The organism is Nostoc sp. ChiSLP03a, assembly GCF_034531215.2.
Classification (GTDB): domain Bacteria; phylum Cyanobacteriota; class Cyanobacteriia; order Cyanobacteriales; family Nostocaceae; genus Nostoc.
Genome location: NZ_JAVRBQ020000144.1, coordinates 1 through 14,029, shown reverse-complemented (window position 1 = coordinate 14,029; position 14,029 = coordinate 1). Strand labels below are relative to the sequence as shown.

Sequence of the window (14,029 nt, the reverse complement as noted above, 5' to 3'; positions counted from 1 at the left end):
TGGGAATTGAGCATTGGTAAAAAAACCAATACATTTACGATGATTTGTTTAATTTCTGCCAATCTACTTAGCAGATGCTAGACTCTACCCACAGAAGCTTTGAACAAGCCAAAATCTAAAATTCAACATTCAAAATTTTCAAACTTTAATGGAACAACCGAAAGTTATTTTTTTAGATGCTGTGGGTACACTCTTCGATGTCAAAGGTAGTGTGGGCGAAGTTTATAGTCAGATCGCCCAAGAATTTGGCGTTACAGTTTCAGGCGAAACATTGAATACAGCTTTCATCCAAAGCTTTAAAGCAGCGCCACCACCGATATTTCCAGATGCAGAACTGCAAGATATTCCCCAGCGCGAGTTTGATTGGTGGCGGATAATTGCCTTGAACACTTTTGAAAGGGCAGGTGTTCTCAAGGAATTTTCTGACTTTTCGGCTTTTTTTAGCGAACTTTACATTCACTTTGGCACTGGCGAACCGTGGTTTGTCTATCCCGATGTTTTACCAGCTTTAATCAACTGGCGGCGGTTGGGAGTTAGCCTGGGGGTGCTATCCAATTTTGATTCTCGGATTTACTCAGTATTGCAAAGTTTGGGATTAAGAGAGTTTTTTACCTCCGTCACCATTTCTACGCAGGTACGTGCAGCTAAACCCGACCCGCAAATTTTTGCCATTGCCTTAGACAAACATAAATGTTCCCCAGAGGCGGCGTGGCATATCGGCGATAGCATTGTAGAAGATTATCATGCAGCTAAAGCAGCTGGACTCAGAGGCGTTTGGATCGATCGTGGAAAATGAGGGGATACTTTCAATTTAACAACGCCAAATTTTTTTTAAAGTGGAATCCAATCCAATCTATCAATCCACTCTTGTGCCTCAATTGTTTCCCAAATCAAATAAATTGTTTCTGCCCAAATACTCAGGTTCCCACTGGAACGCAACCAAACTAGTCCCCAAATATGTCCTCCATCTCAGCCTTCAGTTTTTCTAATTCGTCGTCCACATATTCTTCATTTATCTGAGAAAGCTCATATTCTAGCTGGGCTTGGCGCTGCAATTCATTAGCCTTCTGTCTTGTTTCCATTGCGTCGATCTTGTCTTCAAGTTCTGTAAATTTTGACATTGCGCCTTGTGACAACAATTCGAGCTTTTTTGGTTCTTCATCTACATCTTCCTCGTCTATCAGATAAAGTTCGTGTCCAAGTCCAAAATGACGTTCTGGCTCCTCAGTCTTCGTTGTTGCCTCGCTTGCCTCAAACGCCTTTTCCCAAACCTGCCAATTATCTTTAGATTGTTGGACTTTTGAAATTAGCGATTTTACGTCGGGCGAAACTAAAGATTTTATTGGACTACACAAAACTCGAACAGTCTGATGCTGAAAATCATAGATTACATCAAACACCTTAAACTTGCACCAACTAGGTTTGCGTGTCTCATCTATTGGCAAAACGAGAGTTTCACCAATTCGAGGGAGCCACTTACAGCTTAAAAATTCAGCCACCATTTTGGTAGAGCTATCGGCACTCCAAACAATGCGGAGTTTAAATTCTTGAGGGTTAGGTGTCAAAAAAGGTGCATTATTTTTCATCATCTTCCTAGTCCAAAAACTAAGGAGAAAAGTCCGATGACGAAATAACACAAAATAACCGAGCCAATAACGCCAAAAGCGACTTTCAAAGACAGTTCTTTACCAAATTGTGTAAAGTTTTTCCTGAACTCACTCATCCCCTGTCGTAAGGCAACCAGTTCATCAACGGCTGGGTTTGTCTGCTTGGGTGGAATAAATTGTAAAGGTTTTTTAGTCGAATTATTCATGATTTTGGAATAGCACTATACCTAGAAAGCCCAAAATCCACTCACGTTTAATCAATTGTTGAAAATTTTTCATAGTTATGGAGACAATAAACCTCTCTAAGAGCGATCCCCTGATAAATTCTCCAGTCAAATGCCCACTCCCAACTCTCCACTCCCGATTCCCAATGCCCAATGCGCCCCAACACTCGTATGATCGAGATATCAGGAAAACATAACAGCCAGATTTTTACCGCAAAACATGGGCAGTATTTGGGAAATCGATTTTTACTCTCGTCCGATTTTGGACGCTAATCAAAAAAAAGTTTGGGAAGTCTTAGTCTGCGAAAGCCCGTTGGATATCGGCGCAAAAGTAGACTCTTTGTTTCGCTATGCTCAATATTGTCCCAGTACCCAGGTAAATTCGGTCTGGTTGCGGACAGCATTGCAGGAGGCTATTAACCAAGCTGGAAAAGCACCAATTAAAATCCGCTTTTTCCGCCGCCAAATGAACAATATGATTACTAAAGCTTGTCAAGATTTGGGTATTCCCGCCCAGCCTAGCCGCCGGACTTTAGTTCTCAATCAATGGTTAGAACAGCGGATGGAAGAAGTGTATCCTCAAGAGACAGGGTATCAAGGGGGGACTAATCCTTCAGTCCGCTTAGAGAAACCTTTGCCGCAACGTTTACCAGATGCTTTGGAAGGACAACAATGGGTATTTGTTACCTTAGATGCTGCGGATTTTGCTGATATGCCAGAGTGGGAAATTGGCTTCGGTGAAGCTTTCCCTTTAGAGTTGGCGAAAGTTTCACCCGAAGCCCGTATTCCTGGTATTTTGATTTTCTCATCGAGAGCGTTGCCCTTGGCTGGCTGGATGTCTGGTTTGGAATTAGCTTTCTTAAAATTTGACGCCAGCGAAGAGGCGAGATTGCTTTTAGAAACTGGTGTAACTGAAAGCTGGATTGTGGCAAATATCAAAAAACCTCAAATTTTAGCAGAAGCCAAAGGTTTTGAAGCAGCCAAGCAAAAAGCGAATGGAGTACATTTTATCGGCGTACAGTCCGATCCCAAAGCAGAATCTTTTGCTGGTTTTTGGCTGTTGCAAGAGGTTAATTTGTGAAAATGGGCTGGGGATTGGGGATGGTGGGGCCCCCTCTGGGGATAAGGGGTAATGGGGACTGGGGACTGGGGACTGGGGACTGGGGATTAGGGATTGGGAACTGGGGAGATAAGGAGAATAAACATGCCCAATGCCCAATGCCCGATCCCCAATCCCCAATTACAAATGACCAGATCCGTTGAGACATGACAATGATTTGGGATAATTAACTGCGTCCATCAGTGTCGATCTGCGGTTTCAAATCGTAACTGTAAAGAAACATTGATGATTTTTGGATAGTTATCTGCGTTCATCACTGAAAAGTGTGTAGGCCTAGCCCGTCGTAGACATCGCACTTCTCAAAAGATAGCGTTGATATGCGGTTCAAAATCCACAATTCACTAAGGGTCATGGGTTCTGAAAATTTGTCACAAGATACACTAGCCGAACAGTTGCTGGAACTAGCTATAAAATCTGGAGCAGAAGCTGCTGAAGTGTATCAGTCGCGATCGCTTTCTCGTCCCGTGTTTTTTGAGGCAAACCGACTCAAACAGCTAGAAACTAACCAATCTGAAGGCACAGCACTACGGCTTTGGCGAAACGGGCGTCCGGGACTAACGGTAGCTTACGGTTCTGTCTTAGCCGAAGTAATGGTAGAAAAAGCTCTGGCTTTGAGTCAACTAAATCAACCGGAAATTGTAGAATTAAACTCTAACTTTCAGCCTGACTACCCCAATTTAGGAGAAAGTTTCCCAATAGAGGTTTTGGTGGACTGGGGCAAAGAAGCGATCGCACTCATTCGTGATGCCTATCCCGATGTTGTATGTAATGGTGACTGGGAATGTGATATTGAAACCACCAGACTAGTCAACACCAAAGGTTTAGATTGTCACTATACAGACACTACCCTCAGCTGCTATATATCAGCAGAATGGGTGCGTGGTGATGATTTTTTAAGTGTTGCTGATGGTCAAACCAATCGGGGGGAACTCGACTCAGAGAGATTAGCTAACCAAATTTTACAACGGTTAATTTGGTCTAGTGAAAATATTTCACCTCCTATTGGTCGTGTCCCGATTTTATTCACTTCTAAAGCCGCCGATATGCTTTGGGGTACTGTACAAGCCGCTTTGAATGGCAAGCGAGTTTTAGAAGCAGCTTCACCTTGGGCAGAACGTTTGGGTAAGGAAGTAGTTGCACCTAGTCTCACCATCTACCAAGATCCAGAAGCTGGCCCTTACAGTTGCCCTTTTGATGATGAAGGCACTCCGGCTCAATCTCTAGTATTTATCCAAAACGGGACTTTACAGCATTTCTATAGCGATCGCACTACTGGCTCCCAACTGGGTACTAATACCACTGGAAATGGTTTTCGCCCTGGTTTAGGTAGCTATCCTACCCCTGGTTTATTTAATTTTCTCATCCAGCCCGGATCGACATCGTTACCAGATTTGATTCAACAACTAGATGATGGCTTGATTGTCGATCAAATGTTGGGTGGTGGTGGCAGTATTTCTGGAGATTTTTCGATTAACGTCGATTTAGGCTATCGCGTCCAAAATGGTCAAGTAATTGGGCGCGTTAAAGATACGATGGTTGCAGGTAATGTTTACACAGCCCTGAAGCAACTGGTTACACTAGGCAACGATGTTGATTGGAATGGTTCTTGTTATACTCCGTCTCTGATCGTAGAAGGGCTATCTACTACGGGAAGAAGCAATTAAATAATTCGTAATTTGTAATGACGCTCCTGCGTCGCTAACGTAATTCGTAATTCGTAATCGGGGAGAGTGCTTTTGTATAGCGATCCTAAATTATTTGTGAATAACAATATCCCCGACTTCTTTAAGAAGTCGGGGATATGAGCCTTAATATAGACTTTTAAACCATCCTCTAAGATTCCACTAAACAGCTTTTTAGGAAAGATTTGTAATCCAAAATTTAAAATCCAAAACTGGTATGAATCAGCGTTTTCGCACCTGGTGGCAGCCTAGAAGAGGTTTAGCGATCGCCGAAGCCTGTATTATCGGTCTGGTTGCTGCCCTATCTGCGGTATTCCTAAAAGTCGGATCGGGATGGCTGGGGACATGGCGAGTGCATACTACCCACCTTTTGCCGGCATGGCTGGTACTACCTGCAATTGGTCTTGTCCTGGGATTTCTGGCTGGATGGTTGGTGGATAGATTAGCACCGGAAGCTTCTGGTAGCGGTATTCCACAAGTCAAAGCATCTCTGGCTAATGTGCCTGTGACATTATCTTGGCGGGTAGCAGGTGTGAAGTTACTCAGTGCGATCGTCGCCATTGGTTCTGGCATGACTCTAGGACGGCAAGGCCCTACTGTCCAAGTGGGGGCAGGTTTGGCAGCAGGGATGAGTCGTTGGGTTCCCACTTCCCCAGATCATCGACGGCAGATGATTGCAGCTGGTGCAGGTGCCGGTTTGGCTGCTGCTTTCAATGCCCCGATCGCAGGTGTATTGTTTATCGTTGAAGAATTACTCCAAGATTTATCAGGATTGACTCTCGGAACTGCCATTATCGCCTCCTTTATTGGTGGGGTGATATCCCGACTTTTGGGTGGTGGCTCTCTTGACCTTAACTTGCAATTAGTAAAATCTTCCAGCCAATTTTCTATCCCAGAAATTCCCTTTTTCATCCTGTTAGGTATTTTGGCAGGCTTGTTTGGTGCATTGTTTAATCGCGGCATTATCTTTAGTATTAAATTTTACGAAAGATTACATATCAGTTTGCCCTTGCGAGTGGCTTTAGCTGGATTTATCTCTGGTATTGTCGTGGCCCTGCTTCCTCCCTCTTTCCGTGATAATACGGGATTACGGGAGTCATTAATTACTGGAAATTCCCATCCTAGCGTCGCCGCGATCGCCTTTGCAGCCCAGTTCATCCTCACACTGATTGCATTTGGTTCGGGCGCACCAGGGGGATTATTCGCTCCCAGTCTGATTTTGGGTTCTTGCTTAGGACACATCATCGGTGTATCTGAGTTATATATCACCGGAGTTGGTTCTCCTACGACTTATGCCTTAGCGGGTATGGGTGGATTTTTTAGCGCCGTCTCGAAAGTGCCAATCACAGCCATTGTGATTGTCTTTGAGATGACTACAGATTTCAATCTGGTACTACCTTTGATGATTGTTTCTGTCGCAGCTTACCTGGTTGCGGATAAGGTAATGCCTGGTTCGCTTTATGAAAAACTTTTGGAGTTAAAAGGGATTACTCTCACCAAAGAAGTTGCGATGGAAGGAGCATTAAGCAAGTTAACTGCAAAAGATGTGATGCAAGAACGGGTAGAAACTCTAGATGCAGAGATGACCTTGGAAGAAGCAATGCAAGCTTTTGCTCGTTCCCATCATCGCGGTTTCCCTGTGGTAGAAGATAGCAAGTTAGTGGGGATTGTAACGCAATCAGACTTGTTAAAAATCCGCGAGAGTACAAACCACACATTTCACGATCGCAATTTAGCCGATATTTTCTTAAAAGAAATTATGACATCTGTCCCGATGACAGTATCACCAATCCACACCCTCAGTAATGTACTATATTTACTCGATCGCCATCAAATCAGTCGCTTACCGGTGGTAGATAGACGAAAACTGATTGGGATTATTACCCGTGCAGATATTATTCGGGCGGAAGCAGATCATCTCAATGGTGAAAATGCGACACCGAAACTGCGACCAGAACCTTCATACATAGTTTACCAGACGCGATCGCCCAGCATTGGTAGAGGTAAATTATTAGTACCCATAGCAAATCCCGAAACAGCAGGTGTTTTATTACAAATGGCAGCAGCTATTGCCCGCGATCGCCATTATGAAATAGATTGCGTGCAAGTGATGGTGATACCCCGCCACAGTTCCCCATCAGAAACACAGGTAAGAACGGCAAAAAGCCGCCGCTTGCTACGACAGGCAGAAGTCTTAGCAAAAAAGTGGAAAATTCCTTTACACACGCAGATTCGAGTTACCCACGATGTGGCGCAGGCAATTTTGGAGACAATCAACGAACAACACATCGACCTAATTCTAATGGGATGGAAAGGTAACACATCTACCCCTGGTCGGATTTTTGGTAGCGTTGTTGACACCATAATTCGCCAAGCCACCTGCGAAGTCGTATTAGTAAAATTAGGCAAAACCCCCCAGTCCCCAATCCCCAGTCCCCAGTTCAACCGTTGGCTAGTTCCAGTGGCTGGTGGCCCCAATTCCCCACTGGCAATTAAATTGCTACCGGCTTTAATTACATTGGGAAATGATCCGAAAATTCGCCTGATACAGGTGTTTAAGCCATCTGAACTCAAACCAGATATGTCAATTTCAGAACAAGCCATCCGCCGTTTAATGCGTCGCCGCAAATTGTCGAGTACTGTAGTTGCTCTCCCCATACAAGCTAATTCAGTCGCCGAAGGTGTGATTAACCTAGTGGAAACCGAAGGTTACGACGTTGTAGTTTTGGGAGCTTCCCGCGAAGGATTGCTACAGCAAGCGATTCAAGGTAATATTCCCGAAGCGATCGCCTCTGGTGTTGAAAGTACAGTCATTTTGGTTAGAGGTGCGATGCAAAAGTAAAAAACATAGATTTTAGTGATTTTTTTAATGATAAAATACACCAATAATCAGAGTAACAATTATTGGTATTAAGATTGGAATAGCAACTATAAGTCCCCACTTACCAAATTTAATTTCCTCACCCTCAGATTTGAGAAACGCAATCCAACCTACAACTCCCATCAAAACCCAAATAAATCCAAAGGCAAGAAATATAATAAACACTGAATCGTCCATTTTTTTTACCAAATTTTATTAAATTGTAACTAATTACTACTAATTAACTTTGCTAAACTTTCGCGAAACTGACTAAAATCAAAAGCTTTAATAGTTTTTTGTTGTAAGTATTCTGGTTGGTAAATTACTGGATTAGAGCAATCACCTTGCAAGATTTGAATTAGATTATCGGCAATTTCTTCAACATTATCAGGATCGACCAAACATCCCAACTTCCCCTCAGCCAAGGGATCTATAGAACCATCTTGATTACCTGCCAAAACAGGTTTACCACAAGCTAAAGCTTCTAGAAAAACAATCCCAAATCCTTCTCCTTTACTAGGCAGAGCAAAAACATCGCAGAGATTGTAATGATCGCACAATTCTTGCTCTGGAACAAATCCGGCAATTGTTACGCAATCTTGGAGATTTAAGTTGGTAACTAAAGTTTTAATTCGAGGTATATCATCTCCTTTACCTGCAAGAATAAAGTGAACATTAGGAAGATGCGATCGCACTTTAACTAAAGCATGAAGGATTTGGTCATAACCCTTGTATTTGGCCGTGCTTCCTAGTCGCGTTACTGTTAAAATTACAGGCTGCTCATCTGTTAAGTTGTATCGCTTGAGTAAGTAGGTAGGTTTAGAATTTATTGGAAACTTACTAGCATCAAATGTATTAGGCAAAATAACTATTTTTTCTGAATCAATATTTGGATCTTGAAGCAAGCGCTGGCGAGTATAATTACTAACACTAATGATTTTGTCTGCTTTTTCTAAAGCAAATTTTGTTGCCTTATTTTCGATATTCCAAACTTCTAAGCCATGAGCAACGACCCAGTAAGGAGTTCCAGTAAAAAATTTGACAATATAACAAACAATCGCATAGTTAACATGAGTGGAAATCACTATAACGGGATGTTGAAGAATAGCTAAAATAATTATTTTCGTGGCAAATAAAATTGGTTGCAATAATTTTGGTAAATTTCCAAAATAATGAAATATTGTTGAACTTAAAAACTGCAATTTATCTGGCTGTTTTAAACTATATTTATCATATTTGAGAAACACATTATAATCAGCTTCAGGATATATATCTTGTAAAGCTTTCAGCAAAAATTTTGAATAAACTTGAATACCTCCTTTGAAATCAAATATATTCGGAAATATTAAGTAAAGACGAGGTTTAGCACTCATAGTGTTTTGGCATTTTCAATAATTTCAGGTTTTAATTGCGTGACAACATCTTTTCGAGAATTGATAGCCGCTGCGATAAAATAAAACTCAATAGTTGTAAAAGTATAGTCTTCAGTAAACACATCTGGAATTTGAGACGCTAAAAACATAATAATTGGAACAATAATTAAAGGATTAGCATATTTAATTTTCAATGCTATTCTCGCTAAAAAATTAGTAAATAACAATAATCCAGGAATTCCTTGCTCTGCTGACACATTTAAAAATATATTATGTGCGTGATAACTTTTTTTTCCCCAAACTTTCACTCCTATCTGGTCTGGAAAAACTCCTATGCCGATACCAGTAAATGGTCTTTTAATAGTTTCATTAATCGCTGCCTGCCACATTTGAAACCTGGAAAAACCTGTTCCCATAAGAGTAGGAATCTTTTTTTGGTTTGGATTGACTGAACTTGAATTTTCTAGAAATATATTAGTTAATGGAAAAATTTTACTATCTGCCAAACCAATTCTCCGTGTAGAAACTGGTGCAGTTACGATGAATAAAAACAACAAGCTGATTAGATAAATCATTTTTCTCAAACTAATAATTTTATATATCAGTAAAAGAAACATTCCAATTATAAAAATTACCCAGCCATTCCCACTGGCAGATAACGCTAAGGGAATTAGAAAAATAAATTCGCTTATATGTAATTCAATTTTAGAAATTTTATTCTGTTTTTCTAAAATCAGGCTTAAACATAATCCAATGGCGACTATTACCCCAAACTGATTAGGGTTTTGCATAATTGAACCAATCTCAGGATAAAAGCTAGGAAACTTTAATAATTTAAAAATCCAGTTATGAGGAAGTAAAACCTCTAGAAAACCCAAACCTGCAATGATCTGTAGTAAGTACAATATGCAACGATAATAAAATGTTAAAGATGGTGCAGTTATATTCTTAAAAGTTAATACTAAAAAAGCAAAAAATAGTATGTAATAAGTTGAGTATTTTAGACTATAAATAATAGCAATATTGGGAAAGTTGCTCATGAATGAGGAAAGCCACATCCACAAATACATCAGACTTATAGATATCACAATTATTTTATGCTTCTTAATAACTTCTGGTATAGATTTTAAAGATAAACTAATGATCCCCAAACTAAATATAGGAAGTAATAAATAATGAATACCAATATTTATTCCTGGAAATTTAATTCGCCCTAAAAGTGAAGAAAATAGTATGAGTAGAAAAAATATATTAATCATAGCTTTTTATTTAAAGATATTTTTTCACAGAATAAAATCTATCTAACCCACTTTTGCAGGTTTAAGGATATATTTTGAGATTTTTTTCAAGCTATAATCCCAAACACGTACAGAATATTACCATAATACAGTCTTCGCCAATATCATCTTTTGAGGCTAGGATTAATTTGGTATTTTTGCACAGCTAAATGTTCTTTTTTAGGTTCTACCTAAAAAAGTCGCAATGTATTCTGAATGTACGCTATCAAATATTTTTAATTAATCATCTGCCAAATTTTGAGAATGTTTTCACCACTTCCACCACCGGCAATGGTTTGTCCATCTGGGCTAATGGCAACGGCATAAATATATCCAGAACCTGTCTCCAAAGTGCGAATTTCCTTTCCGGTGACTGGGTTCCAAAGTTTGATTGTCTTGTCACTACTGCCACTTACAAGGGTGATACCATTTGAACCTACGCTTCGCAAAAAGGCGACAGAATTAACCTTATCATTATGTCCTTTTAAGGTGTGGATTAACTTTCCTGTTTTCAGATTCCACAATTTAATTGTCTTGTCTTTACTGCCACTGGCAAGAATGACGCCATCAGGAGCAAAAGCGACTGAAAGAATCGACTCTGCATTTCCCTCTAAGGTGCGGATTAACTTTCCTGTCCCTAGATTCCACAATTTAATTGTTTTATCCCAGCTACCGCTGGCAAGGGTTTTACCATCAGGACTGAAAACTACAGATGCAACACCACTGGTATGTCCCTCTAAGGTGCGGATTAACTTTCCTGTCTCCAGATTCCACAGTTTGATTTTCATATCCTTACTAGCACTGCCACTGGCAAGGGTTTTGCCATCAGGACTGAAAGCTACAGATGTAACTCCATCGCTACTTCCTTGCAAGGTGCGGATTAACTTTCCTGTTTCCACATTCCACAGTTTGATTGTCTTATCCGCACTGCCACTAGCGAGGATTTTGCTATCAGGACTGAAAGCTATAGTCCAAATCCAATTAGAATGTCCTTCTAAAGTGCGGATTTCCTGTCCACCTGTCAGATTCCATAGCTTGATTGTCTTATCATCACTGGCACTGCCAAGGGTTGTACCATCAGGACTGAAAGCTACGGAATTAACGTCACTAGAATGCCCCTTGAAGGGTTTGGGTGAATAAGAATTTTCTGAGACGTTTTTTTGGGGCTGAATAGGCTGAGAAACAGGCTGAGAAATAGGTTGAGGAGCCTCGCTGACTATCTGGGGACGAGACTGAAAATACCAAACTCCCCCTAATCCCAAGACTAAAATGCTAGAACCTAACAGCAGTTGACTTTTCAGATTGTTATTTGATTTTGGTGAAACTAGCACCTTGTTTGCTGGGGGAGCTGCAAATGTTGTTGTCAGTATAGTTGGGGGCACTGATGACAAGGATGGTATTTGAGGTGTCAAGTCATTGATGACTTCATCAGCCGATTGATAACGCTTTTGGATGTCTAATTGCAACAGCTTATCCAAAACTTCACCCAACTCTACAGATATAGAAATCCCTTCCCTACCTGAACTGGTTAAATGTTGCCGCCAAGATGCAACCCAACCATAACCCTGGTGTATCCACAGTTGAGATGGGCGAACCCCAGTCAGGAGATGAAAACAAGTAGCCCCCAAACTGAATAAATCACTGGCTGGGTAAGCTTTTCCCTCTTGCATCTGTTCAAGTGCAGTGTAACCGTGTGAGCCAATAACAGTGCCCATTCTAGTATGCACTGTTGCTGTCAACACCTTGGAAGCTCCAAAATCAATGAGGATTAATCGCCCGTCACTTTGACGGCGAATAATATTCTGTGGCTTGATATCTCGGTGAATCACTCCCCGCAGATGGATAAACTTCAGTACTGGCAGTAAATCTAGCAAAAGTTGGCGAATCTCCGTTTCGTTATAGTTTGCCCGCGTTTCCGATTCTTTGAGCAAGTTTTGCCCATCGATAAACTGCTGCACCAAAAAGAGATAGCTATTTTGCTCAAAATAAGCCAATAAAGTTGGAATTTGTGGATGTTCTGCCAGTTCTTGCAGTCGGCTCGCTTCTTGTTTAAATAGTTCAACGGCCTTAGTTAGCGGCCCAGTTCCCTGAAGTTTTGGCGCAAATTGCTTAACAACACAGCATTCATTCAGTTTGTGTATATCTTTGGCTAGATAGGTTCTACCAAATCCACCCTCGTCTGATAAAACCTGAGTGGGACGATAGCGACCTCCTAGCAGGGGTATCAATTCCGCTCTACAACTGTGGCAATAGTTGTTTTTATCAGGATTTAAGGGTTTTTGGCAATCGGGATTCACACAACAGAGCATACTGGGAATCCATTTCAGTTGGGGTATATATTCATCTTAAGTCATGCAGTATAATCTCTGTTGTTAGTAAATATCACTGAGACAACATACAAATCCTCAATTTCCTTACCTCATCAGGTATTGAACAATTTAGATAAATTGCAAAAAATTGTGTTTGAGCGATGCCTTTTGATGAATTGATGGGCGTCAGGCCTGCTTGTGTATTACATCTGTATGAGCAATTTAGTCAGGTTTACAAAAATATCTGGGCAAAATTCCGAAAAGCAGCAATTTAAGTTTGTAGCTCAGTATATACCTACGAAATTGAGATTTCTTCTAGTAGTCTAAATTGAAAATACAATTTTTCAGATTTGATTGTGGCAAACATTTGGGTATGTAAGATATACGAATTCATTTGATTACAGGCGATGCCTTTAGCAAGCCGCTAAAGTATATACGCTAAATTTCCCTTTACATTTACATAACTGCTGTGGCTAAAACAGCAACTAGTATTAATTTTGTCTTTCAGAAAGAGACAAAATTATCAGCAAAATTAGGAGCGTAATTATGCTATTAGACAACAAAAACTATCGTCGCAAATTAAGTCATGTTTTAATTGGTTGCGTGAGTAGTAGTTTGTTAATTACAAGTAATGTGCTGCCTATAAGTGCTTTGGTGAAATCTCAAAGTTCTCAAGACTTCATAATTGCTAAATCACCAGATGAGAGACAACCAGAAGCAGTAAAAAAAGGAATTGAGCAAATTCCTGCTTCTCAGGCATCAATATCTCCAAGACGGAAGATATCTATTGAGTCACCAGTACAAAAGGCTCCTCGTGTATCGTCTCATAGAGAAACTTCTCAGCGAACTTCCAGGGTTTCAGATAATAGCTCGACTCTTAGAGCATCTAGACGTAGGACTGCTAACTCAAATTCTAATCGTTCCAATGGTGGTAGCTCTGCATCTAGATCGTCTAGAGCTAGAATTGCTAACTCAAACGCCAATCGTTCTAATGGTGGCTCTGGGAGAGTTCGCAAGCCAAGTTATAATGTCGCTACAGGAAACCAAAATCTCGATAATTCAGCGATTTCTTCACCTGCAACACCAACTTACAAAGAGATTAACTTTGTAGATGTTGCATTAGGTATTCTGAGTAAAGGTGATTTTCAATCTGAAGGTAGATATTTTCATTTCTATGAATTTGAGGGCAGAGAAAATCAATTAGTTCAAATTAGATTGATTGGCAGTAATGATACACGCAGATCCAATAACTTGAGTTTAAAACCGTTGTTGTTTCTGCACGATCCTGATAATAATATCATTGTTAAAAAAGGCGCTTTAGATAAAAGCAGTGGTGGTGATGATGCATTTATTTTTGCGCGACTGCCTAAGAATGGTATTTATAAGATTGCTGTTACTAGTCAAGATCCTGGAGATACAGGCCGCTATAGTTTGGCTCTTATACCAATTAAAAATGAATCTGCATATAATGGGGAGAAGCAAACTAGGTAAGTTAACAGAACCATGAGCCGCCCATTTAAAATTGCGATCGCCGAGAGCGAAGAGGAACTGAAAAAACGCCTACAAACAGTGTCTTC

10 protein-coding genes are annotated in these 14,029 nt (G+C 40.6%); 5 read left to right on the top strand and 5 right to left on the bottom strand.

Going from position 1 to position 14,029, the window contains the following annotated elements; translation table 11 throughout:
- The first annotated feature begins 148 nt into the window (after positions 1-148).
- Positions 149-796, top strand: coding sequence for an HAD family hydrolase (locus tag RMY32_RS23695; protein ID WP_322692945.1), 648 nt, complete (start codon positions 149-151; stop codon positions 794-796).
- Positions 797-944: 148 nt separating this feature from the next.
- Here RMY32_RS23695 and RMY32_RS23690 read toward each other — a convergent pair whose 3' ends face one another.
- Complete coding sequence (locus RMY32_RS23690) at positions 945-1,589, bottom strand: hypothetical protein (protein ID WP_322709813.1); 645 nt, start codon at positions 1,587-1,589, stop codon at positions 945-947.
- Positions 1,586-1,813 (bottom strand): hypothetical protein, encoded by a 228-nt coding sequence (locus tag RMY32_RS23685; protein WP_322709812.1) that lies wholly within the window; start codon positions 1,811-1,813, stop codon positions 1,586-1,588. Before RMY32_RS23685 ends, RMY32_RS23690 begins: the two co-directional genes overlap by 4 nt.
- 238 nt (positions 1,814-2,051) lie before the next feature.
- Between RMY32_RS23685 and RMY32_RS23680 the strand changes: the two genes are divergently transcribed.
- The 3 genes from RMY32_RS23680 (at position 2,052) to RMY32_RS23670 (ending at position 7,475) form a co-directional block, all read left to right on the top strand.
- Complete coding sequence (locus tag RMY32_RS23680) at positions 2,052-2,912, top strand: Tab2/Atab2 family RNA-binding protein (RefSeq protein WP_322709811.1); 861 nt, start codon at positions 2,052-2,054, stop codon at positions 2,910-2,912.
- 389 nt (positions 2,913-3,301) lie between these two features.
- Positions 3,302-4,615 (top strand): TldD/PmbA family protein, encoded by a 1,314-nt coding sequence (locus RMY32_RS23675; protein WP_322709810.1) that lies wholly within the window; start codon positions 3,302-3,304, stop codon positions 4,613-4,615.
- Between the two features lie 235 nt (positions 4,616-4,850).
- Entirely contained in the window at positions 4,851-7,475 is a 2,625-nt protein-coding gene (locus RMY32_RS23670) for a chloride channel protein (protein ID WP_322709809.1), read from the top strand.
- A 245-nt stretch (positions 7,476-7,720) separates the two neighbouring features.
- Here RMY32_RS23670 and RMY32_RS23665 read toward each other — a convergent pair whose 3' ends face one another.
- The 3 genes from RMY32_RS23665 to RMY32_RS23655 all read right to left on the bottom strand — a co-directional run bounded on the left by RMY32_RS23665 (position 7,721) and on the right by RMY32_RS23655 (position 12,452).
- Entirely contained in the window at positions 7,721-8,866 is a 1,146-nt protein-coding gene (locus RMY32_RS23665) for a glycosyltransferase family 4 protein (protein ID WP_322709805.1), read from the bottom strand.
- Complete coding sequence (locus tag RMY32_RS23660; RefSeq protein ID WP_322709804.1) at positions 8,863-10,125, bottom strand: O-antigen ligase family protein; 1,263 nt, start codon at positions 10,123-10,125, stop codon at positions 8,863-8,865. Before RMY32_RS23660 ends, RMY32_RS23665 begins: the two co-directional genes overlap by 4 nt.
- A 254-nt stretch (positions 10,126-10,379) precedes the next feature.
- Positions 10,380-12,452, bottom strand: a complete 2,073-nt coding sequence (locus RMY32_RS23655; RefSeq protein ID WP_322709803.1) for a serine/threonine-protein kinase — start codon at positions 12,450-12,452, stop codon at positions 10,380-10,382.
- 546 nt (positions 12,453-12,998) lie between these two features.
- On the opposite strand from RMY32_RS23655, the gene RMY32_RS23650 reads away from it, so the two are divergent.
- Positions 12,999-13,943 (top strand): peptidase, encoded by a 945-nt coding sequence (locus RMY32_RS23650; RefSeq protein ID WP_322709801.1) that lies wholly within the window; start codon positions 12,999-13,001, stop codon positions 13,941-13,943.
- Positions 13,944-14,029 lie beyond the last annotated feature (86 nt).